At 34.7% G+C, this 23,639-nt stretch carries 27 protein-coding genes and 1 tRNA gene; 3 read left to right on the top strand and 25 right to left on the bottom strand.

All coding sequences use genetic code 11. The features are described from left to right. Window positions 1-151 precede the first annotated feature (151 nt). The 7 genes from HZF24_RS07915 to HZF24_RS07885 all read right to left on the bottom strand — a co-directional run bounded on the left by HZF24_RS07915 (window position 152) and on the right by HZF24_RS07885 (window position 4,786). On the bottom strand, window positions 152-697 hold the full coding sequence (locus tag HZF24_RS07915) for an ATP-binding protein (RefSeq protein ID WP_179237760.1): 546 nt from the start codon (window positions 695-697) through the stop codon (window positions 152-154). Between the two features lie 73 nt (window positions 698-770). Beyond that, window positions 771-1,460 (bottom strand): PHP domain-containing protein, encoded by a 690-nt coding sequence (locus HZF24_RS07910; RefSeq protein WP_179237759.1) that lies wholly within the window; start codon window positions 1,458-1,460, stop codon window positions 771-773. Beyond that, window positions 1,457-1,789: a DRTGG domain-containing protein gene (locus HZF24_RS07905; protein ID WP_179237758.1), complete on the bottom strand. Its 333-nt coding sequence runs from the start codon at window positions 1,787-1,789 to the stop codon at window positions 1,457-1,459. Before HZF24_RS07905 ends, HZF24_RS07910 begins: the two co-directional genes overlap by 4 nt. 89 nt (window positions 1,790-1,878) lie before the next feature. Then, a complete protein-coding gene (locus HZF24_RS07900) occupies window positions 1,879-3,120 on the bottom strand; it encodes a [Fe-Fe] hydrogenase large subunit C-terminal domain-containing protein (RefSeq protein WP_179237757.1) in 1,242 nt (413 codons plus the stop codon). Further along, complete coding sequence (locus HZF24_RS07895) at window positions 3,121-3,555, bottom strand: ATP-binding protein (RefSeq protein WP_179237756.1); 435 nt, start codon at window positions 3,553-3,555, stop codon at window positions 3,121-3,123. Next, window positions 3,548-3,901 (bottom strand): DRTGG domain-containing protein, encoded by a 354-nt coding sequence (locus tag HZF24_RS07890; protein ID WP_179237755.1) that lies wholly within the window; start codon window positions 3,899-3,901, stop codon window positions 3,548-3,550. Before HZF24_RS07890 ends, HZF24_RS07895 begins: the two co-directional genes overlap by 8 nt. Before the next feature lie 12 nt (window positions 3,902-3,913). Further along, the gene (locus HZF24_RS07885) at window positions 3,914-4,786 is read right to left on the bottom strand and encodes a PhzF family phenazine biosynthesis protein (protein ID WP_179237754.1); all 873 of its coding nucleotides are present in this window, start codon (window positions 4,784-4,786) and stop codon (window positions 3,914-3,916) included. Window positions 4,787-4,969: 183 nt separating this feature from the next. Here HZF24_RS07885 and HZF24_RS07880 point away from each other — a divergent pair. The 3 genes from HZF24_RS07880 (at window position 4,970) to HZF24_RS07870 (ending at window position 6,751) form a co-directional block, all read left to right on the top strand. Continuing rightward, window positions 4,970-5,052 (top strand) — tRNA-Leu (locus HZF24_RS07880). A gap of 138 nt (window positions 5,053-5,190) precedes the next feature. Further along, window positions 5,191-5,883, top strand: a complete 693-nt coding sequence (locus HZF24_RS07875; RefSeq protein ID WP_179237753.1) for a hypothetical protein — start codon at window positions 5,191-5,193, stop codon at window positions 5,881-5,883. 25 nt (window positions 5,884-5,908) lie between these two features. Then, a complete protein-coding gene (locus HZF24_RS07870; RefSeq protein WP_179237752.1) occupies window positions 5,909-6,751 on the top strand; it encodes a hypothetical protein in 843 nt (280 codons plus the stop codon). 734 nt (window positions 6,752-7,485) lie between these two features. On the opposite strand, the gene HZF24_RS07860 is transcribed toward HZF24_RS07870, so the two are convergent. From HZF24_RS07860 to HZF24_RS07775, 18 genes are all read right to left on the bottom strand, one after another. Next, entirely contained in the window at window positions 7,486-8,028 is a 543-nt protein-coding gene (locus HZF24_RS07860) for a site-2 protease family protein (protein WP_179237751.1), read from the bottom strand. Window positions 8,029-8,036: 8 nt separating this feature from the next. Then, a complete protein-coding gene (locus tag HZF24_RS07855; RefSeq protein ID WP_179237750.1) occupies window positions 8,037-8,666 on the bottom strand; it encodes a M23 family metallopeptidase in 630 nt (209 codons plus the stop codon). A 127-nt stretch (window positions 8,667-8,793) separates the two neighbouring features. Then, window positions 8,794-9,492: an AAA family ATPase gene (locus HZF24_RS07850; protein WP_179237749.1), complete on the bottom strand. Its 699-nt coding sequence runs from the start codon at window positions 9,490-9,492 to the stop codon at window positions 8,794-8,796. 23 nt (window positions 9,493-9,515) lie between these two features. Continuing rightward, on the bottom strand, window positions 9,516-12,860 hold the full coding sequence (locus HZF24_RS07845; protein ID WP_179237748.1) for a penicillin-binding transpeptidase domain-containing protein: 3,345 nt from the start codon (window positions 12,858-12,860) through the stop codon (window positions 9,516-9,518). Between the two features lie 23 nt (window positions 12,861-12,883). Further along, complete coding sequence (gene mreD / locus HZF24_RS07840) at window positions 12,884-13,375, bottom strand: rod shape-determining protein MreD (protein WP_179237747.1); 492 nt, start codon at window positions 13,373-13,375, stop codon at window positions 12,884-12,886. A 13-nt stretch (window positions 13,376-13,388) separates the two neighbouring features. Continuing rightward, window positions 13,389-14,225 (bottom strand): rod shape-determining protein MreC, encoded by an 837-nt coding sequence (gene mreC / locus HZF24_RS07835; protein ID WP_179237746.1) that lies wholly within the window; start codon window positions 14,223-14,225, stop codon window positions 13,389-13,391. 12 nt (window positions 14,226-14,237) lie between these two features. Beyond that, window positions 14,238-15,272, bottom strand: a complete 1,035-nt coding sequence (mreB, locus tag HZF24_RS07830; protein ID WP_179237745.1) for a rod shape-determining protein — start codon at window positions 15,270-15,272, stop codon at window positions 14,238-14,240. 22 nt (window positions 15,273-15,294) lie between these two features. Next, window positions 15,295-15,984: a RadC family protein gene (gene radC, locus HZF24_RS07825; RefSeq protein WP_179237744.1), complete on the bottom strand. Its 690-nt coding sequence runs from the start codon at window positions 15,982-15,984 to the stop codon at window positions 15,295-15,297. A 41-nt stretch (window positions 15,985-16,025) separates the two neighbouring features. Continuing rightward, window positions 16,026-16,604: a nucleoside triphosphate pyrophosphatase gene (locus HZF24_RS07820; protein ID WP_179237743.1), complete on the bottom strand. Its 579-nt coding sequence runs from the start codon at window positions 16,602-16,604 to the stop codon at window positions 16,026-16,028. A 9-nt stretch (window positions 16,605-16,613) separates the two neighbouring features. Next, window positions 16,614-16,856: a DUF4321 domain-containing protein gene (locus HZF24_RS07815; protein ID WP_179237742.1), complete on the bottom strand. Its 243-nt coding sequence runs from the start codon at window positions 16,854-16,856 to the stop codon at window positions 16,614-16,616. A 1-nt stretch (window position 16,857) separates the two neighbouring features. After that, window positions 16,858-17,376, bottom strand: coding sequence for a Gx transporter family protein (locus HZF24_RS07810; protein ID WP_179237741.1), 519 nt, complete (start codon window positions 17,374-17,376; stop codon window positions 16,858-16,860). Window positions 17,377-17,395: 19 nt separating this feature from the next. Next, the gene (locus HZF24_RS07805) at window positions 17,396-17,806 is read right to left on the bottom strand and encodes a NusG domain II-containing protein (RefSeq protein ID WP_179237740.1); all 411 of its coding nucleotides are present in this window, start codon (window positions 17,804-17,806) and stop codon (window positions 17,396-17,398) included. A gap of 231 nt (window positions 17,807-18,037) precedes the next feature. Next, a complete protein-coding gene (locus HZF24_RS07800; protein ID WP_179237739.1) occupies window positions 18,038-18,670 on the bottom strand; it encodes a DUF4241 domain-containing protein in 633 nt (210 codons plus the stop codon). Between the two features lie 17 nt (window positions 18,671-18,687). After that, window positions 18,688-19,149: a transcriptional regulator NrdR gene (nrdR, locus tag HZF24_RS07795; protein WP_179237738.1), complete on the bottom strand. Its 462-nt coding sequence runs from the start codon at window positions 19,147-19,149 to the stop codon at window positions 18,688-18,690. A gap of 64 nt (window positions 19,150-19,213) precedes the next feature. Then, the gene (locus HZF24_RS07790; RefSeq protein WP_179237737.1) at window positions 19,214-19,597 is read right to left on the bottom strand and encodes a thioesterase family protein; all 384 of its coding nucleotides are present in this window, start codon (window positions 19,595-19,597) and stop codon (window positions 19,214-19,216) included. Window positions 19,598-19,801: 204 nt separating this feature from the next. After that, the gene (locus tag HZF24_RS07785; protein WP_179237736.1) at window positions 19,802-21,133 is read right to left on the bottom strand and encodes an ABC transporter permease; all 1,332 of its coding nucleotides are present in this window, start codon (window positions 21,131-21,133) and stop codon (window positions 19,802-19,804) included. 20 nt (window positions 21,134-21,153) lie between these two features. Then, a complete protein-coding gene (locus tag HZF24_RS07780) occupies window positions 21,154-22,908 on the bottom strand; it encodes an efflux RND transporter periplasmic adaptor subunit (RefSeq protein WP_179237735.1) in 1,755 nt (584 codons plus the stop codon). Then, complete coding sequence (locus HZF24_RS07775) at window positions 22,901-23,602, bottom strand: ABC transporter ATP-binding protein (protein WP_218835276.1); 702 nt, start codon at window positions 23,600-23,602, stop codon at window positions 22,901-22,903. Before HZF24_RS07775 ends, HZF24_RS07780 begins: the two co-directional genes overlap by 8 nt. Between the last annotated feature and the right edge of the window lie 37 nt (window positions 23,603-23,639).

The following is a 23,639-nucleotide window of genomic DNA, read 5'->3' as shown; positions in this document are numbered from 1 at the left end:
TACTATATAAAAAGTTATTTAATAATCAAACATATCGATTATAACAGAAAATATTCAATTTTTAAACACCTTTTTTAATATTTTATTGAATTTTATCATTAATTTTGTTAAATAGCAAGCAATGTGTAAAGAATTCCATTATTTAGTATTGTTAATAATCAGACATAGTTTTCGTATTTTCACTAACATATTCCTTTATCCAAAGCAGGATATCACTGCTCTTTATATCTGTTGCTTCAAGTATATTTCTTACTTCTAGGGTACTTAGCACAAATGACTTTTCGTCAGTTATATATTTGTATAATAATTCACAATTGTCTAAGGAATTGATAATGGTAATAATAGTATCCCCTATATTTCCTATCGGTGCTCTGTCAATATTATCCCTTTCAAAAGTACATTCAATCGTGGTCCCTTTACCAATCTCAGAATTAATATTAAAGTAACCGTTACACCTTTCGCATGCCTCTTTTAACAGCGGTATGCCAAGTCCTACCTTCCTGGTTGTCCTTGTAGTATAAAAGGGGTCAGCCGCTTTTTTTATGGTATCATCACTCATCCCATGACCATTATCTTTTAAAATTATTTTTATCAAATTGTTATTCTTGCTTTCTTCAATTATTATTTCAATTAATTTTGCTCCCGCACTGATGCTGTTCATAGCTATATCAAGTATGTGCATTGATATTTCTTTCATACATCCTCCAATACATTCCAGTTATAGTAGACTTTCTCATCATTCATGAAAAAAATGACAAGTTTTTAACCTGTCAAATCATTTGTAAATAATCAAACACTCCATCTGCTGATTTAAGCTCCATAAAATTAATCGGCTCAGATATATCCGTCAATATGTGGGCATCAGAATTTATCAATAACTTATATTTTTTCAGCAGCTTATCATCTATATATAACTTATTGTATATCTCAACAAAAACGAATTCTAAATTGTCAGGTATAAATTCTAATATTCCCAATATGCCGTTTGATTTTTTATTTATATGTGCCGGAACCATAATCCCACGGTATTCTTTTGTCATAAGCTCCAGTTCCTTAAGCGAAAACTTTGATGCACTCAATAACAATTTATCTAAATTACCTGTTATTTCATCATCCTCGTTGTATATATTTTGCTGCCCGAACAGTGCAGGGTTATTTTTAATATCAGGAAGCGATTCATATATTATATCTCCGAACTCTGATGCTTCATAAATATTTCTAAAATAACAAAGCACATGAACCTCTTCCTTAGTTGTAACCTCTATACCCGGTATTATCTTAATTTTATTATCACTAACTTTTATTACTGCGGGAATATTTTTCGTCGAATTATGGTCCGTAACAGATATTATATTCAAGCCTTTTATACAAGACATATTAACTATATTATTTGGTGTCATATTGATATGGGCACAAGGAGATAAGTCAGAATGAATGTGCAAATCATAATAAAATTTCATTTTATTCCTATCTCATATAGCTTAGCAGCAATTTCATAAGCGCTTGCTTTAGTTTTAAATACAGGTATGTTAAGCTCCCTTGCCTTATCTAAAGTTTCCTCCTCAACTTCCATATTTTCAACCACAATTATGCAAGCTAACTCTAAGAGCTCTGCAACCGCAACAGTATTAATATGTGTTTGTATTGTAATCCATGCATAATTCTTTTTCGCCTTAGACATAACTATGCTGAGTAAATCTCCGATATAAACACCTTCTACCTCAATATCTTTTGATGCTTCATACAGCGGGTCAAGATTTAATTTGTCTGCAAAATCTAAAATTTTCATATACCCTCCTATTTATTTTAATTGGGGACATTTCTCCTATCCCCAGAGACTATCTCCGACAAAGAGAGATGTGTCCCCTTTCCTCTTATTTACTTATTTTTCGCTCTTAAAACTATACAATCATATAATTCGGCCTGGTTGTTATATACATCCTCCGCATGTGCATAGCATGTAGGTGCTCCGCATGAACCGCAATCCAAACCGGGAAGCAAAGCATTTATTTCCATAATCTTTTCATTTTTAATTACTGCTTCCTTCATATTAAACTTAATGGGATTATCTTCTGCTTTCAGCTTAAATTTGAAAATTCCCGAGTCATACATTTCATCAAATTTATCTAAATCTTCTATATTAAAATTATCTCCGGCATTTTTTATAATGTATTCAATATTATTTTTTGCAATATAAGGATTTACCACATTAAAGGAACCGCCTACGCATCCTTCTACGCATGCTAATGCCTCAACATAATCTACATTATTCAAATTGCCGTTTTCTATTTCATCTAAAATGTGAATTATATTTTCCATACCGTGTACGGAAATATAGTTTGTAAGATTTGCTGATTCAGACTGACCTCCTGCAACACCCCACCTTAAGCCATTTAAGGCCGGATATGAGCATGAAATATCATCCTTTTTAATTTCTCTGTACAAATCACCGAATATTGTATTGAGGGGTATAACCCAATCAACGGATGAATGATAATCTCCGATGGGGTCAGTAACTGCAAGCAGCTTTGCGGGGCATGGTGAAATATAAAATACTCCTATTTCCTCATCTTTTAAGTTAAATATACTTTTAGCCCTTTCTCTTGCAAGCATTGCTCCGATAACCATAGGCTCCTTTATATAGATTAAATTGTCCATTAATGAGGGATATCTGCTTTTGATTAATCTTACCGTTGCCGGACAATTGGTGGAAATGAACGGTCGTATATCCTTAACCTCATTGATTTTCCTGTTAATAGCCTTTGATACCAATTCTGCAGACCAGCTTGCATCGTATACAAAATCAAATCCAAGCTTCTTTATTGAATTCTGGACATTGCAAATGCTCGTTCCCTTGGGGAACTGACCGTACGTAGGCGTAGATATTATTGCTATTTTGCATTTATAAGGAGAATAATTCATTTCCTCGTTCCATTCAATTGATTCAGGTGTATATGCATCGTAAGGGCATATCTTAATACATTCACCACAATGAATGCATTTAGAATTATTGATAAAAGCTTTCTCGTCAATTAACCTTATGGCTTGAGTAGGGCATCTTCTCATGCAGTTTGTACATCCCTTACATTTTTCCTTATCTAACATTATCGAGAAATTCATTTATACCTCCTGCAATAACACGGTAATCTTGATGAAAGTACCTTCGCGGCTTGAAGCAATGTCGAAATCATCAGAATATTTTTTCATGTTTGGTAATCCCATACCTGCACCAAATCCAAGCTCTCTTACACTTTCTGTTGCGGTAGAATATCCTTCTGTCAGTGCAAGATCAATATTTTCTATACCGGGACCTTTATCCTCTGTAATTATATCTATTTTATTTTCATATAAATCGCAGTGCAGCATTCCTCCATATGAATGTATAACTAAATTTATTTCAGCTTCGTATGAAATAATCGCAATTCTTCTTATGGTGCTTGCGTCTATTCCCATTGATTTCAATGTGTTTTTGATGGAGCTTGAGCCTTTGCCCGCAGCTATGAAGTCATTTGCTGCAATATTATAGCTGTATCTTATCAGTAACTTATCAGTCATCAGCCTCTATTCCCTCCATACCGTTAATTGCCAGTAAGCTACATGCTTTGAACATTGTATACTCTGTTGAAAGAATAGTTACTTGATTTTCTAAAGCCAAGCTTACTACGTCAGGACAAGGTCTTTTACCTCTTACAAATAATACTGTGGACATATCGAGCATTTCAGCCGTTCTTATTACTTGAGAATTGTTTAATCCGGTTATAAGAAGTGAATCACTTTTGACTAACGCTAAAGCATCACTCATCAAATCACTTGCAAATCCATATTTTATATCGGTATTTTCATTGCTGAAATCTGTTATTACCTCAGCGTTTAATATTTCTTTAATTTCTTTAATTTTCATATTATCCTCACTTTATTCGAATAAATTTACAATTGATGCCTTACCGCCTACGCGAACATCTAAAGTACCATTAATATTTTCAACCTTTACAAATATTTGACTTGCTTCATTCATTGATTCGCCCTGAATAACCGAAAATTCATCAGAAATTATATTCTTACTATACAAAAGACACCCTAAAGCTCCATTTGACGTTCCTGTTGCACACTCTTCATCTATTCCTACCCTCGGTGCAAAATTTCTCGCAAACACTTGATTATTATCAATCGTATAAACATGATATCCTACCACATCGTAGATATGAGATAAATCATTTATTAATTTCATATTTACATCAAGCTTATTTAATATATCTCTTGACTTCACCGGAATTATTACGTCCTTAAGTCCTGTTGATACAATTGTAGGTTTTATAATTAAATCCTTTAGTCCGATGTTTTCAACGGAAATGTTTAAAGATCCGGCAATTTCACCTAAATCTTCACCGTCAAACTCATCATATATTTGAGGAGTTTGCTGTTGCATGAGGACATAATCAATGGTGCTTCCTTTAAACACGGCATCAATTTCAAGCTTGCCAAGCTTAGTATGCTGATAAGCCCTTTTAACTTCATTGAATCCCTTGATATATCCTGTCAACCCAAGATAGAAAAAGGCTGCAATAGTGGCATGACCGCACAAATCCACTTCACATAGAGGAGTAAAAAAGCTGACATTATAGTTATTTTCATCGTCCATCAATACAAAAGCTGTTTCAGATAAACCTATGTCTGCTGCAATTTGTTGCTTTTTTTCATTTGTTAATTCCTTGTCAAGCAAAAATACACCTGCGCCATTCCCTCCGCTGTCCTTATACGTAAACGCTTTCAGTATAGCACCTTGCATGGATTCACCTCATTCATTTATTTCAGCCACCTATAAAGGCGGGTTTTGTCTTAATTTAATTATAATATAGCAGTAAAATTTTTACAAGAATAATTAACTCCATATATAATATTATTCCAATAATTGTATGTTAAAATTTTCTTTACAAATCTTATATATTACCTTATAATAATAAAGCATATTGCGGTTGTGGCGGAACGGCAGACGCACTAGCTTGAGGGGCTAGCGAATGTATATTCGTGGGGGTTCAAATCCCCCCAACCGCATAAAATATGCGGCTTATGCCGCAGTAACAATGAACAGTGAACAATGAACAGCGAACAATTAAATATGACAGCTCGTAATATAGCCGCATATTTTTATTGTTCAATGATCATTGTTCATTTTTCATTAGGAGGTTTTACATGTACAAAGAAAGTATATTAAAAAACGCTAAAAAAATATCCTATTATCTGTTGATAGTTTTGCTGGCTGTTGTGATGAGTGCGTGCTCTCCTGTGAGCAGTGTCCATGAAACTAAAGATGACAAATCAATGACACTTGATGATGTGCGTAAGCTTTCTGCAAAGGGCGAAGATTTATTATTTGAAGACCTAAGTGGTTATAGAGGATACAATTTAAGTTCTGACCTTAACAGTTATATCATGGTTTATTATGTTAAGGGAGGATATCGCCTGATTGTATACTCAAAACCAGATAGTAAGCCTTCCAGAGCAGATCTTGAAAGTGTTTGGGAAAGCGGCGGCAGCGGTATCGATATACGATACAAAGATGTGGATGCGTTTATACGAGATAATCCCTCACAGGATGCCATTACGGAAGAACAGGCTTTGGATATCGCAGAAAAAAGCCTGAAAATGGAGCTGGAAGCTGTAAGCTGGTATATACTCGGCGAATCATTTGAACCTATAGGTAAGGATGCTATTTTTGCAAGAGCATTGCTTGATTCAACCGATGCAATAGATGAGCCTTGTTGGGTTCTTCGCGTGAAAGAAACACCTGAATGGGAAGGCAGCTATTATGCAGTAGGTAAAAAAAGCGGCAAAGTCTATACTTGCGTTGAAGAGAATGGAAAATTTTTGTGGCATAATCAATAGTTATATGTTAAATCAGAGGTGTCAGATGTATAAGAACACAAAATGGACTAAAGAAATAATTGCATTGCAGGAAGATGACGGCAAATGGGGATGTTTTCATTCTCTTTCTCAATCATATCAATCTTCTATTACTACAGAACAAGCGCTTAGACGGCTGTTATATTTAGGTTATACCATAGAAGATGAATGTATAAAAAAAGCGGTTGCATATATGAATGATTGTTTAATTGGAAAAAAAGAAATCCCCGACAGGCGAGAAAAGCTGCATAATTGGGATATATTCACGGAACTTATTCTTGCTGCATGGATAAGAATCTTCAGAAACGATAATGTAAATGCCAATTCTGTAGCTGAAAAATGGTCTAATATTATTTCATCAGCTTTTTCAAGTGGTGAATATGACCATGAAGAATATATAAGTACCTACCATAAAATCTTGGGAATAAAGCCAAAAGGCGGAAGGTTTATTGATTTCGTTAATTTCTATCCCCTTTCACTTTTAGCAGGTTGTTTAGACGAGGAAACAGAATCAGCTTTTATTGAATATGTACTTAACAAGGATACAGGAATTTACTATATATATGATCATAAAATTTATACGCTTCCCAATGCTTTTAAAAGCAGAGATGCCAGCCGTTTTCTTGGCGCCATAGAATTGCTTTCAAAATACAAAGCAAGTAAGGCTAAACTTCGATTTGTTGTTAATTGGTTAGAAAGTAATAAAAATCAAGACGGTAAATGGGATATGGGCAGTGTTACAAATGATAAGATTTATTTTCCGCTTTCCGACAACTGGAGAAAAAAAGAAACAAGAGAATCTGATTGCACAGAACGCATTACAAAAATAATACTCAGCTTATCACAGTAGACTTGAAGATGAAAGGTGAGCATAGTATATATGCTATTTGCTCATAAATATTCCTCAAGTCTTGCCTGTGCAGAATAAATTACTGAGCTCATATGCCATAATCTCTTTTCATTTCTTCTGCAATACTCTCTATAGAATAAGTCTTGCCATTTTCAATATCTTTAATACCTTTTTCGATTTCAATATCAAATTGCTCTTTTGCCAAAGAATCATATGAAAGAGGAACACTCTCCGGTAGCTTTACTTCAAAAGGAATACCTCTTTGTAATAATACACAAATTAAGTAAAATAGTAAACAATAACAAATTCCCTCATATAATTATATAGGGGGAATTTTTATGTTGTATAGGGCTTATAGATTCGTTAAAAGGAATATTTTTATAATTATATTTATTGTATGTTTTTTTATTGTGATTTTTACTTTGTTTGGAAAAATGTAAGATTGCCATTCTAAGGTCCGTCCCCAGAATGCCTTATAAAAGGGCAAGCCGTGGGGTTTCCACGGCTTGAGGCAAAAAATTTAAGAGGCATTTATAAATTTTCATTTACAAATGTATTTCTATTATACCCTATTTTGAGAATTTTTCAATATTTTTTTGCAAATTTTTCTATAGCGGTGTTACTATTCACAGCTAACAATTTGCCTCCCTGAGTATAAGTGAAAAATGAGATTCCTCACTAACGTTCGGAATGACATAAGCGTACGATTTTATGTTTATTCATAGCAATGACACTTAGCGGTGCATTCTTCTGCCCTTATTTCCTGCTCTTATAACCGCATAGTTATTTCTGATGATTTTTTCGGTTAAGCATCTGTTTTCCTCAAGTATCCCTTTAAGTGCCATTACTATTAATAAAAAATAAAGGTAATTTTTATATATATAAATAATTACCATAAAGCAAACAATAAAAAATGTATTAGTCATTATCATATAACGACATACCGAGTTTATATCCAGGAATATTTCCAGAACAGACTTGCATATGTTTCCGCCGTCAAGAGGAACTATGGGAATCAAATTTACTATACATAGAAATATATTCATGTTTGCAAAATGCTCATATACAGTATCAACAAATATAAAATATAAGCAAAAATTTATTAACGGTCCGGATAAAAATAATACCAATTTTTTTACAAACATTAAGTTTTCTAAGTCAGCATTTAAGTTAAATCCAAACAAGGTTATTTTTACTTTATGAAACTTAATTTTTAACAATATGGCAGACAGTAAATGTGCCGTCTCATGTGCCGCCAAGGCAATCAACAGATGCATTTAATCCATCAGTTAATTTTAAATAATTTTGCCGGATTTACCGATTCACCGTCTTCCCATACTTCTATATGAAGATTCATGCTCTCTTCGTTGAGAGCTCCAATAATATCTCCTTTGGAAACCTTGTCACCTTCCTTAACAAAGCTCTGATGTATCTGACCGTAGATTATTAGTCTATCACCATCTTCTATGACGATATAATTTGATAATTTATCATTGTTTCCTATCTGAGTTACTTTTCCGCCTGAAACAGATCTTATAGACTGAGTATTGGAAACAATGTCTATGCCGTGATTATAAAATGAACTGTCCTCGCCTTTAACCATTCCATAGTTTTGATATACTTTTCCACTGACCGGTGCTACATACTCCGTTTTATTATTTGACATAAAAGGTATTTTACCTGCTACCCCGGAAAAAAACTCCTTTACAGAGTTTCCTATCTCCTTAGGCCTTATGCTTTCAGTCATAATTTCATTAGTGGCATTTAAAAACTGTTTGGATAGATCCGTATCTAATTGTTTCGTAAAAATAACAGCTCCTACAAGCACAATGCTGAATAATACCTGCAGTGCTAATTTTTTATTCAAATTTTCTTTTCTTTGCAGCTTGATTCTCTTTCTTGTTATTTTATTCATCTCACCCACCCCTTCCCTACATTTTATTAAAATGTTACAAGCTTTATTACAACTTTTATTATCAAAAAACGACTTCATTATCGTCCTTATCGGATGACAATGAAGTCAATTGTACTTGCTGTTTTATTTATATATTTTTAATAATACTATCAACGGCTCTGTTAAATGTGCTGTCCTCCGTACCGAAAAGAAAATCATAATCTGCTTCACAATATTTTATATTTTCTTCAATTTTCGATTGGATTTGTACATCTGATAATTTTTGTATGTCCTTCAATTTCATCATAGTACCCTTTGAGCCTTTTTTTATGTCATATTTATTTATCAGTACATATATATTATTGAATTTATACCTTTCAGCAATTGCTTTATCGGTATTTATTTCTTTAATACATGAAAAATCATTATTATTAATTATGATAGCATTATCCAATACGCTAAAATCCACATAACTAAACTGAATTTTGTCTATATCTAAAATAATTACGTCATAATCTTTTTTTGCATCATTTATTATTTTAACGAAGGATTCCCTTTTTATTTTTCCAAGCTTAGTATTAATTCTTGGACAAGGAAGAAGGGATAACCCTTCTGTTATTTCTATAGCTGCTAATTCAAGGGAACAGGTTGAATCGAGGACATCCTTTATATCGTAAATTATATTTTCGTTAACCTTTAGGTATTCTGACATTTTCTTTTTGCCTGATGAAAAATCCATCAATAAAACATTTTTGCCTGATTGAGATAATTTAATACCTGTTTTAATGCCTATAATTGTTTTTCCGATATCATCCTTTTGTGAACTGACTGCTATGACCTTCCCCATAATCATTCTCCCGCTTCTTTTTTCTATTCTTCTTTAAGTTTAAAGTATTCTCCTATAACCTCTCTGACTATAGGGATCGGATAACGTCCCGAGCCGCCCTCAAACAGCACACATGCAACGGCTATCTCCGGATCGTCATAAGGTGCAAATGCAACATACCATGCAAAGTCATCATATGGCTTTCCTGTATCAGGATTTGTTCCCTGATTCTCTGCAGTACCGGTCTTGCTTCCCACACCCACCGGAAAGTTTTTATACGGTTTGGCACTGTCATCCAGAGAAACCAGTCTCATGCCTTCCTTTACAACATCCAAATAGCTGTAGTCTGAAAGATTTACTCTTTCCGCACTTCTTTCGGGCACATAGTCAGTAGGCTCGCCGTCGTATGTTTCTACATCTTTTATAATGCTTACATTTCTTCTGTATCCGCCGTTTGCTATGGTCGCTGTATAGTTAGCCATCTGAAGAACCGTATATGCATTGTGCCCCTGTCCTATGCTTATATTTAAATTATCTCCCACGTTCCATATTGCTTCATTTATATATGAATACTTGATAATATCAACCAATGGTATCTGGTAGGCATTAGTCTTGTCGGGATTGAGCCTCAGATTTCTAAGACCCTCATAAACCTCACCTCTTGTCATTGGTTCCTCTCTGTCTATCCAGCTTACTATCTCTTCCACAATTTCATTTTTCATTGCGGCATCCATTGTAAAGCCATCATCTAAATATTTTTCTATATTTCCTTCAAGGAATATTCTCAGATATACTCTGATGCTTATTTTCTTGCCTTCTATACTGGGAACTCCTCCCGAAGCCTCCTGTGGTATATCTATTTCAATTCCGGTTTTGGAGTCAAGTCCGAATTCTTTAGCCATTGCAATTACGTCCTCGGCACTTACCCTTACTGTATGCTTCTGATGTGTTGCCAGATTTTCACCCAGCATGGTGGTGTAATAATAGAAGTTGCATGAATTCATTATTGCTTCATACATGGTCTGATAACCGTGTGAACCTCCATACATGTTCCAGATCCAACAACTGAAAGGTCTGTCTCCAACCTTCATAGTTCCTGCACAATAAACTCTGGTATTGGGATTAACACCTTTCTCCAATGCAGCCAGCGAAGTAATCATTTTGAACGTGGATCCGGGTTGTATTTTTGTAAGCATCGCTATATTGTACAAAGGTCTCGGAGCCAATGGGTTTTTGGAATCGCTCAGCAAGCTGTTCCAGTCATCGGTGGAAATACCCGTTGAAAACATATTAAGGTCATATCCGGGATGGTTTGCCATGGTTAAAAGTTCTCCTGTTTTCACATCTATAACAGCCAGAGCGCCGGATCTTGCATTTTCATATTTATCCTTAAATTCAAAATCGCCCCATTCGCTTTCAAAAGTTCCGCCTATTTGTATCTGCTCCAATCCTTTTTTCAGAATGTCCTCTGCTCTTTCCTGCAATCTAAAATCCAGAGTAAGATGTACGTTGTCTCCTGGTTCGGGTGCCTGACTTGATACTGATTTAATTGTCCTGCCTAAATTATTTACCTCAACTGTCTTCTTACCCTTTTCTCCTCGAAGATAGTCCTCAAATTTTTCCTCAATACCGGTTTTCCCTATTATATCATCCGGACTGTAGCCCTTCTCATTAACATATTCTCTGATTTCATACTCTTGGGCTATTTTACCTAAGTAGCCCAGAGCATGTGATGCAACCTCATACTTAGGATAATATCTCAAGGGCTCTATTTCAACATTGATGCCTACCAATTCATGAGAACGCTCAGATATCATAGCCACAGATTTTTCAGATATACTATAGCATATGTCCACAGGATGGTATGACAAATAGCTGGTTCGGTTATATCTTTCCCTAATAACCATCATATTTCTCATATCATAATCGTTTATATCATCACTTATTTTCAGTTCTTTTCTTAAATCATTAAATAATTCCCTGGCAGACAGATTTTTTATTTCATTCTGATCAATACCCTTGATATTATTATTTATCCAGTTTCTTTTGTCTCTTACAGGTGAATACTCCCATTCAGATATGGAAATAGACGGATTTTCATACTTTAATAATTCCACCTGTGCGTAGTATTTTATTATTTCATCGGTTATTAAATTATACAGCACATCATAGTTTTTAAACGACAGCTGCTTCACAAAATCGTAAGCCGTTGTGCTAATATCCATGTTATGCTGATTTAAATATTTTGTTTTTAGTTCCTCATCCGTAAATTCATATAAGCCTGCCTCGCCGTTTTCTTCAAAGCTTACAGGTATATCCGGATATATTTCTCTCAGCTTTTCAACAAGTACAGCTCCCGGCATAATCTTGTCATTGTCAGCTTGGTATACTGTCAGAAGCAAATTGTCCAGTGAATACTTCATTGTCAATATTACAAAATCATCCTTTGCCTCGGAGCTTGGTGTTATTTCCTGATGATTTACATTTAAACCTCTCTTTAAATTTGCATAATATTCATCCTGTACAAATGCAAATTCTGTTAATTTTATGTTGGTTTCAAGTCCGCTTGAGGAAATAAAGTTATATGAAAATCTTCTGACCTTTGAGTCATAAAATAAGCGTTTCATGTATTTGTTATTTTTAATAAGCATCTCAATAACCGCATTTTCTGCGGTTGATTTTTCATTAAGATCATTGTTCTTCAGCCATGCCGTAACCGGATTATCTGCTTCCTCTTCTCCGTCTGCAGGTACATCCGTCTGCTGTGTATCTTCCTCTTCGGAAACAACAATTTCCTCTGTTTCAGTATATACAAACTGATCATTTTCCAGTTTAACAGGCATTTCAATATCTCTTAAAATTGTATCAAGAACTCTTTCTTTAATGTTGAAGGGTTCGTTATATATGGCACTCGTGTAATTTAACCATGCATATAAATTTTCCGCTACAACTTGTATAACTCTCTCCTCAGCAGTAATATATGATATTGCTTCATCTGATGAGTTCCTCAAATCCGGTTCTGTAACATATTCAAATGTATCCAGCTTGATAGGAAAGTCATCAATGGGTCTTTCTCCATTTTCATCCAGTATTTTGGATAAAATATATGCAATTCCATTGAAATCTTCGGGCTCAATTTCATCGGTGTACATTTGCACAGTAAAGCTTGCAACATTGTCGGCCAGCAATATTCCGTTTCTGTCAAATATTTTGCCCCTTGGCGCCTTAACGGGAATATCCTTGATTTTTTTTATGTCAGCCACAGCTCTGTACTCTTCACCCTCAACTATTGTTAAAACAGCCATTCTGAAGCCCAGTACACAGAGCATAAGAACGATAACCATGTATATTAAGTTGAATCTGTTACTGAAAAATTTCTTTAAATTCAAATTAACTCACCTCGTACTACAGACTATTTGACATTAAGTTTGTCAAATAAAAAATTCATAAATTTAAAAACAAAGACAACAAGGATCATATTTAATATTGTTTCAATAAAAATATTGTTTATGATACTTCCCGCATAGTTCATTCGATATTTCAAAAAGAATAGTATAACGTATAAAGAAAAATGCATTACAAATGTAGAGATTCCCGTAACAGTTGTATATGCAACATAGCTTTCCCTTATCATATCTTCGCTGTAATTTCCTATAACAGCTCCTATTATAAAATAAATAAGTGTGTAAACTCCAAAAACATCGTAAATCATTGCATCGTACATCATACCTGTAAACAATCCAATAATTGCACCGGCTATACCATTTGACATCATGGCAAATACAACCAATACGGTCAACGATAGATTGGGTGTAGTATTAAATACGGCAAAATGATTTAACAAAGATGTTTGTATGATAAAACTTAAAATAATAACAACAGCCATTAAACTAAATTTTTTCATTTAATTATACCTTTCATCTGTCCACTTTAAGTACATAAACTCTATTCAACTTGGTAAATTCAACAGCAGGATTTATTACAATTCTTTGAGTTGAAGCATCTGTAGTTGGAACTATTTCAGTTACCTTTCCGATATAAATGTCCGGTATATAAATTTCACCTATACCTGAAGTAACCAAAGAGTCATCCTTGTTTACCTGCGCCTTGCTGTTGAAAAAATATCCTGTAATTGTTCCGTCAACACTTCCCTGCAAGATTCCGCTTTCATCGGTGTTTATATCTCTGAAGCTGATTTTGCAACTTTCATCCAATAAGGTTATTACCTTAGCCCAATTTGATGATGTCTGTGTTACTACTCCTACTAAGCCTATTTGGACTACCCCTACTTCAGTTTCCACTGCGTGTATAACAATGTCATTTTTCTTTATACCGTCTTTTTCTCCCTTATCAATGGTTACTCTGCTGAACCAATTAGAATCATCCAATGCGATCACTTGTCCAACAGTGTAATCATATTTAAGGTTCTTTTTCATTTCATATTCGGTTTCAAGGGCCTCTGACTTATTTACGATGTTTTCCAAAATTCTCACAGTTTCCTGAAGCTCATGTACCGTGTCCGTAAGCATATTATTTTCTTCACGCATTCTTACAATATCTTGTACCGAATAAATGGAGCTGATTATGGTATGTCCAGTATTAAAAGTCAATTTTTGGAATCCCGCAACAGCGTTTCCAAAAAAACCTAAATCTACCTCTCCTCTACCCACAGAAGAGAGGCCGATTAAAATTATTAATATTAAAACTGTAAGTAAAAATAATATTCTTTTATAATACTTTCTTACAAAATTCATTTACTCACCACTTTAGAGAAGCTCACATATTTTACCTGCACCCAAAGCAACGCTGTGTAACGGATTGTCTGCTATAAATACTCTTAATCCTGTTTCTTTTTCTATATAAATATCCAGACCCTTTAACAACGCTCCTCCGCCTGTTAATACTATGCCATTAGAATAAATATCAGAGGACAATTCGGGAGGTGTTTTTTCTAAAACTCTTTTTATTGCATTTACAATATTATTAACCGTTTCCATAATAGCTTCTCTTATTTCATCACTTGTTACAACTATATTTAAGGGAAGCCCCGAAACTATATCTCTACCTCGAATTTCCATTTCTGTCCTATAGTCTTTTGAGACCCCTTCTTCATCATTATCATTGGCTTTACTGTAATACTTCTTGCTTGCATTTCCTAAAACCATTTTAGTTTTTTCCGCAGTTATAAGTCCGATTTCCATTTTATATTTAAGCTTTATATAATCCTTTATATTTACATCCATGTCATCGCCGGCAATTCGAAGCGAATCACTTACAACTATTCCTCCCAGTGATATAACTGCTATTTCTGTAGTTCCGCCGCCTATATCAATAATCATATTTCCAACGGGCTGATCAACATTTAATCCTGCTCCGATTGCAGCAGCCATGGGCTCCTCAACCAGCTTAACCCTTTTTGCTCCCGCATCATATGCTACTTCCTCAACTGCTCTTTTTTCAATGGACGTAACACCAACAGGTACACAAATAACAATATTAGATTTTACGAATCTTCTTTTATTCAATGCCTTTTCAATAAAATACTTTACCATAGCCCTTGTGATTTCAAAATCGGCTATAACGCCGTTTTGAAGGGGTCTTATGGCGTTTATTGATTTAGGTGTCCTGTCAAGCATTTCTTTTGCCGGAGTACCAACAGCACATACTTGATTCGTATTTACATTAATAGCTGTTACCGACGGTTCATTTACTATAATTCCTTTGTTGTTTACGTATATCAGAGTATTTGATGTTCCAAGATCTATGCCTACTTTTTGAGTAAATATATTAAAAAATCCCATTTTATTTCCTTTCGTTGTCAAATTAAATTAAACCTTCTTCTTTAAAACTGTAAAAAACACCATCACCTATAATAATGTGATCTAAAACCTTAATTCCTAAAATTTTACCGCATTCATCCAGACGATTCGTTAAAACTATATCTTCATGGCTTGGTTCTGATTCTCCGCTTGGATGATTATGTACCAATATTATAGAAGAAGCAGAATTTATTACCGCTTCCGAAAACACTTCTCTTGGGTGAACTATTGATGAATTCAGGCTTCCAACAGAAATTTCAGAAATCTTCGTTATATTATTTTTAGTATCCAATAAAATAATTTTAAAATATTCCTTTTTATAATACCTCATTTCCTCCATCATAACAACGGCAGCATCACTTGGAGAAGAAATTTTTATTCTTTCTATTTTTAAGGTACTTATTCTTTTGCTAAGTTCTGACAGAGCCATAAGCTGAGCTGCCTTTGCATCACTTATGCCTTTAAAGGATTTAAACTTTTGTACCGTACCTTCTGCTATATTCTTAAGTCCTTTATTGTCTTCAGACAAAATTCTCTGAGATAGCTTTAAAACATTCTCTTCTTTATTTCCCGTTCTTAATATTACTGCTAAGAGTTCTGAATTAGACAAGTTGTTTGCTCCATATTTTAACAACTTTTCCTGAGGTCTATCCTCTGCAGGAATAGATTTTATGGTATAATTATTATTGTCCATTTTTACCTCCAATATGCAATATTAAAGCTAAAGCTTTAATTTTAAAGCAATTTATGAGAAAAATGTTTTGTCAATAAGTTATTAAGCCTTGTTAAGGGAAGTCCTTTTACATTATTATAGCAGCCGTCTATACCTTTTACTAAAAGCTCTCCATATCCCTGTATTCCGTAGCCACCTGCTTTATCGGCATATTCACCGGTCTTCAGATAGCTTTTTATTAAATCATCGCTTAGTTCATTAAACTCAACAGAGGTTTCTTCATAATCAACAACCTTTCTTAAGTTTATGCTGTCAATGATACATATTCCTGTATAAACCTTGTGTGTCCTGCCGGAAAGTAATTTAAGAATATTAAATGCATCATGTTCATTTTCAGGTTTTCCCATTATTTTATCTAAATAAACAACAGTATCTGCCGCAATTATTATTCCTTTATCCGCACAGCTTTTATACACATCCAGACCTTTTTCAAATGCTATTTTCATAACTGTTGTTTGCGGAGAATCATTTTCATCAACATATTCTTCCGTATTCGGAGAAACAATCTTCAGGTCTTCGCAATATCTTTTAAGCATTTCTATACGTCTTGGTGATTTTGATGCCAAAATTATATTTCTCATATTATTTCCTTAAAGTTTTTTATAAACTATTATTGCGATTATAATACCAATTATTCCTGCAACAGTTAAGCTTGCATTAAAACCAAAGGTAACCGTAAATATGCTTAAATCCAATGTTGCAGGGCCAAATCCTATTGATTCGCCGTAATTTAAGACAGGTAAATATTCAGAAAATGCCCTGCCGAGAATTGTACCTATGATTACTGAAGTTAACAAAAGCAAAATTAAATAAACAGAGTTTCCTTTCCTCATATTATACCTCTCTTTTTAATTTTAATAATGTCTTATTCAAATTTTCGGTTACAAAAATAGACGTATATCCCACAAAGCAGCCTGTAAAAATGCTTACAAATGACAATACGGGCAAATAATAATACAGGTTTGCAGATTCAAAAAGTATTGCTGCGACAGTTACTTGGGAAGCATTATGCGTCATTGCTCCCAGTACACTGATACCGATTAAACTAAACTTTTTAAAATATTTATAGCCGAAACTCATTACGATTGTACTCATTATACCGCTTGCTATACTGTAAATAAACGTAATCGGATTTGTTGCAACGAGCATCAGCAATATGCATCTGATGATTACAACCAATAAAGCATCCTTGAATCCAAAAACAATTATTATTGACATTGTTACAATATTGGATAATCCCAATTTTGCACCGGGTGCAACGTAAGGCAGGGGAATCATGCCTTCAATAATGCTTAAAATTAATGCCCCTGCTGTTAATAGAGATAAAAATATATATCTTTGAATTTTATTCATCTTTTACTCATCCTGTCATCTATTGTGCGATAATATCTGTGTCGTCAGGGTCATCTGCTGTATTATCAGTACCACCCTCAATCTGTATCATAAACCTGTTGGGCAGACACACTATTACTTCCCCGCCGTTTTGAATTTTGCCCTGATGTAAACATACTTGGTCAGGACAGCTCGCTTCGTGTATCCATATCCTACCATCCTCAATATGGACAGTATTATAACCTGATCCTTCTTTGTCTTGTACCTTGAATTCTGTTTCGTAATCCTCTGTTAAGGTATATCTTCCAACCAATTCATTATTTGAATAAACATAAGCAATTTTCTCGGTCGCTTGTGCCATGTTATTACTTCCATAAAATAAAATAAATAAATTTATTAAAATTATTACTACAATTAATCCAATATCATATTTGTTAATTTTTTTTCTCATAAGTATCCTTTTACCTTCAATAGATTATTTATTTTAACATCAATTCTATATTATTTCAAGAATGTATATGTTATTTATGTATGTTTTTAATATCTGCATCAATTTTAATATATAAACATTAATTTAACATTAAATTTTTAAGTCGTTTATGCTGTAAACTAAAAAAAGAATCTCACTTTGAAAATGAAATCCTTAATTCATTCTGATATATTTAAAGATATCCGCTACAAGTTAAAGCTCCACTACCATAAAATCTGTAACTAATCTTGAAAGCTTGTTACTTTTATCATAACCGTAATATGTGGGAAATGTACCTTCATTCCATCCTGTTGCAAAAACCACAATATTACATCCGTCTTTCTTGTCTATAACAATGTCCGCACATGAGTATTCGTTGCCTCTCACTGCATCCTTTATTGATTTTTCGTAAGTATCTAATTCCTCATCATCCATTACATCCAAAATCTCCATAACACTTTCATCCATAAAGCAGCCAAGACCGTTCTCAACCTCATATCCCATGAATTCATCATGAGAAAAACCCTTGGATGATTCGCCCTTCAAAAGTGCCATTTCCCATTTAACGGGCTCATTATCATTAATCCTAAGCTCAGATACGACTGTTTGTTTCTTTCTGTTATCTGTCTTTCCGACATATATATTTATAACATAAGTTCCCGGTTTTACACGTTCCGAATAACTTTCGTCATCATACAACAGGATGGGATCCGTAGCTATTATCTTCCCTGTTTTTATTTTCAGCCTGCCTGCTTCTATTTTCTCTACCTTCATTCTTCCGAATTCAGTGTCGATTATTTTTGTATTGCCGTTAGTTATGTTAAGAACATCGTAATTAATATACATAATGCCTGCTCCTTTGCTTATTTTTTTCTTTCATCAAGTATTTTTTTAAGCTCATCCATAAAAGTATTAATATCTTTAAACTTCCTGTAAACAGAAGCAAACCTTACATATGCAACATCATCCACGCCCTGCAATTCATTCATGACAAGCTCTCCGATAACTTCAGTTGACACTTCATTTTGAAATGTGTTATAAAGCTGTTTTTCAACCTTGTCAGCAATTCCTTCTATTTCTTCAAGAGAAACAGAACGTTTATCACATGCTCTTATAAGACCGTTTATAATTTTATCTCTGTTATATCCTTGTCTGGTTCCGTCTCTTTTAATAACAACGATTTGTGTTTCCTCAATTTTTTCGTATGTTGTAAATCTATGACCGCATACCATGCATTCTCTTCTTCTTCTTATTTTAGAACCGTCATCGGTTGGTCTCGTATCAAGAACCTTGCTTTCGGAATAATTACATTTTGGACATTTCATAATAATTTCTCCTTTTTTAGATTTTACTAAAAAATCGAATAAAAGTAAATAAATAATTGAATTATCATGATAAATTGCTCATAAACTTCTCTTCATCAATTATAAATCTTTCGTGAATTCCTTCGCCTATTTTTTTATCCTCATCAAATGCTTCAACATTGAATACCAATCTTTTTCTGTCAATTTCAATCAGTTCTGCCTCGGCATAAACTTTTTTACCTACTGCCGTTGCTCCTATATGCTTTATATTAACGCTGATACCCACAGTAGAAAAGCCCTCAGGCAAATAATCCTTGACGGTATTCATTGCTGCTGCTTCCATAAGTCCGATCATCATAGGAGTTGCAAACACTTTAGCTGCTCCGCTTCCAAATACGAAAGCAGTATCATTCATTGTCACCGTTTTTTCTTCTTTGTGTTTTAATCCGATATTTAAATTAAATTCCATAATAATCTCCTTTTATACTTCCAAATATATAGTTATTTTACCATACTTTGCAATATGTATGCAATATAGTTCACAGAAGAATGCATCAAACTTAAAAATAAAGAGGTCTTGAAATTTCAAAACCTCGATTTTTTTCACTTACAGTATAAGCGACTGACACCAAATAAGAGATTTGGGTCATCTGCTTAATGATATTACATTTGATCACTGACGTTTAAGTGCCTCTACCGGTGGCAGATTTGATGCATTTATCGCAGGATAAACACCAAACAGCAATCCTGATGTTAAGGCTACAAATACTGCTATTCTTATTGAATCAAAACTTACTATCGCTGAAAGTCCGTATTTCGAAACTATTGTAACAGCCCATGCTCCCAGTATAATTCCTACTACGCAGCCTATTATACTGACATAGACAGCTTCAAGCAAAAATTGTATCAGCAAATCCTCTTTTTTAGCTCCAAGTGCTCTTCTTACACCTATTTCGCCCGTTCTTTCGGTTACCGCTACAAGCATTATGTTCATAATGCCTATTCCGCCTACAAGCAATGAAACTGCGGCAATACCGCCAAGAAGAACTGTCATTATTCTGTTTGCCTGATCCGCTTCTTTAACTAAGTTGTTTAAGCTTGTGATTGTCAAAGGTTCTTCACCTTTTTCAAATACATTTTCTTTTTCTCCGGGAACCTCGGGTGACGGCTCCTCGGGCATCGGTTCCTCCATAGGCATATCGGGCTCCATTCCTTCTTCTTCCTGACCGTTTCCGGGTCTGATATTGCTTCCTATACCTACTTTTCGCTGATATATTCTTCCTAACTGGATCATGGCAAGCTCAGCATCTTCTGAACTGTTTGACTTTGCCCATATTTCCAATATATCCTTAGTGTTCGCAATCTTTAGAGCAGATGTGTACGGTATAACAATTTTATCATCTATACCGTCTCCCTTATCCTTACCCTTTTCTGCCAAAACACCTACTATACGATAATTAATACCGTCTATTTTAAGTGTCTGACCTACTGGACTTCTTCCGTTTAATAAATTATTGGCTACATTGTATCCCAAAACAGCTACGGGAGATCTTTGTTTTACGTGAAGAGATGTAAAAAAGTTTCCCGACAAAACCTTATGGTCTTTTATTTGAGGATATTGCTCGTTTACACCAACAATATTCATTTTACTTTCATCTCTTCTCCATCTTATTGGAGTATCCTGTGTATATACAACAGGTGTTGTGTATTGTATGCCAGTAACTCTGCTTGGAATTTCTTCTGCTTCTTTCGCATCAAAAGTAATGTTTTCGGCATTTGACTTAATAACAATAACATTTTCACCCAAGCTTTCAAATTGGGACACAATAGATTTTCTTGCGCCTTCACCAATGCCCATCAAGCTTACAACGGCGGCAACTCCTATAGATATACCGAGTACTGTAAGAAATGTTCTCAGTAAATTGGAGCCTATACCGTCCAATGCCATCATGGCTGAAAATTTCAATCTTATCAATAAAGATGAAATGTTTCCTCTACTTTGCATTATCATCACTCCTCATTGATTTATTGATTATTTATCGGCAGGATTGCATCATTCTCCGGCACCGACTGACTCGGCATTAAATCTTTCGTGCTTCCTGTAACAACAAGCTGACCTTCCTCTAATCCGCTGAGAACCTCTACGAACATATCGTTCATTAAGCCAACCTCTATCTCAACTATTTCAACCTCATTTCCTTCGGTTAAAACTTCAACCTTTTGTTTGCCGTTTTCTTCGAATACTGCTTCTATCGGTACTAACAAGGTATCCAATGATTCACCCGAATCAACAAAGCAGTTTGTATTCATACCGGGTCTGAGTCCTTCTCTTCCTTCAACCTTTATCTGGACATTATAAACAGTCTTTCCGTCTCTGTCCGTATATTGATTAAGATGTGTTACAACACCGTCAAAAGTTTCTCCCGGCAATGCATCGACTGTCACTATAACCGGAGCATCCTGACTGATATATAAAACGTCAAGGTCGGATACCGTGGTATAAATGTACATTTCATTGGTATTATACATATCCAAAAGCTGCAGTGACCATTGGTCGCTTGAATCAGAAGCCTCTATAGTATCTCCTTCTCTGTACATAACGTAAGAAACCATTCCGTCAGAAGGTGCAGTTACCATCATCTTAGTAGTCAGTTCAGATACTTTATCGATTTTTTTGTAAAGCTGTTCTATTTCATTGTTTATTTTTCTTATATCTTCTATTTTACTTTGGATTGACTCCGTAACATCATTACCTGCAATCCTGATTAATGTCTGACCTTCTTCAACAAATTCATTTTCACTTACCAAAACCTCTGTGGCAATTACCGTAGTATCCAAACTGCCGGTATAATATACCTTTTTCTCATTCAGATAAGAAGCAACTGTTGATGTGAAATTTAATGAATAAAGAGGTGTTCCGTTTTCCTGTTTATATATCAGTGCTTTCATACCCGGTTGTACGAGACCCGGATTTGCAGCCTCAATCATACCGTTGTGCACGTAGTATATCATATCCGTTGACGGTACTGCGTTTTCGCTCAATGAAGTAATTTTTCCGGTTATAAATCCATTGAATAAAGGAACCTCTTTATCTTCATTTTCTGTAGCTCCTTTTACAATTCTTGATATCTGCATCTGAACTTCTTCGCCCACCTTGAGGTTTTCAAATTCATGCTGATTAACCTTAAACGGTATTTTAACCACGCTGTCATCCACTATCGTAGCCAAAAGACCACTTTCCAGCATATCTCCTTCAGTTATGGACAATGCACTTACCCTGCCTCTTATTGGCGCAGTTATAACGATTCCTTCATTAGGGTTCACTTGTGATACATCTGTTATATCCTTGTTTATTATTTTGCCTAAAGCTATTGTTTTTTCACTTATGGAACTTTGCTTATCCTGTATGCTTTGTGTCAGATCATCCAATATTTCACCGAGATTTTCTGCTGACAAACGAACTAAGTTGTCTCCTTTTTTTATCATTTGATTTGCATCTACAAACAATTCTTCAACCTTGTATGTAACAGAAATACTCATACCGCTGGCGTCGGTTATACCCTCCGGCTTCGGTGCGGATATGGAGCCGCCCCAGTTTCCGTTTAATTGTCCTGTTATATTAACTCCTTGCTTTATATCTCCTCTTGTTACCTCTTTTGTAGCATATCTAGGCTCATTTGAAACCTGAGAAGAGTCAGGAACTAACATTTTTGCAGTAAAATAACCTCCGGTAAATACTAAGCCTACTACTAATATAATTGAAACTATCTTTTTATACATTTAAAATACCTCCACTGCTTTCATCAGAAACTATTTCTCCATCTACTAATCTTATTATTCTATTTCCGTATTCGGCGATTTCTTCTTCGTGTGTAACCTGAACAATTGTCATAGATTGTTTTTTATTAAGATCTATAAATAATTCCATAATCAAATCGCCCGTCTTCGTGTCCAAAGCTCCCGTTGGCTCGTCTGCCAATATAATTGACGGATTGCCCACTATTGCTCGCGCTATTGCAACTCTTTGCTGCTGCCCTCCGGAAAGCTGCGACGGTAAATGGTGCATTCTTTCCTCAAGTCCCACCATTTCCAATGCATGCTCAGCTAATTCTTTTCTTTCCTTACCGCTCATTCCCCTATAAATAAGTGGAATTTCAACATTTTTAATAGCATTAGCTCTGGGAAGTAAATGAAAGTTCTGAAAAACGAAACCGATAAACATATTTCGGATTTCAGACATTTTTGAATCACTCAGCTTATCCACTACATTGCCTGAAAGCTCATAGCTGCCGTTTGAAGCATGGTCTAAGCATCCTATTACATTAAGAAGAGTCGATTTTCCCGAACCTGATGGTCCCATAATAGAAACAAATTCTTTTTCTTTTATTGTAAAAGACACATTTTTTAATGCCTCAACCTGTATTTGTCCTGATTTGTACATTTTGGAGATATTCCCCATCTTTATTATATCCATATTCCACCTCTCTTTTGCGCTATTCTATCAGTCCTCA

It is taken from the genome of Sedimentibacter hydroxybenzoicus DSM 7310 (assembly GCF_013403245.1).
Taxonomy (GTDB): domain Bacteria; phylum Bacillota; class Clostridia; order Tissierellales; family Sedimentibacteraceae; genus Sedimentibacter; species Sedimentibacter hydroxybenzoicus.
The sequence above is the reverse complement of the archived record's forward strand: the minus strand, read 5'-3'. Positions and strand labels throughout refer to the sequence as shown.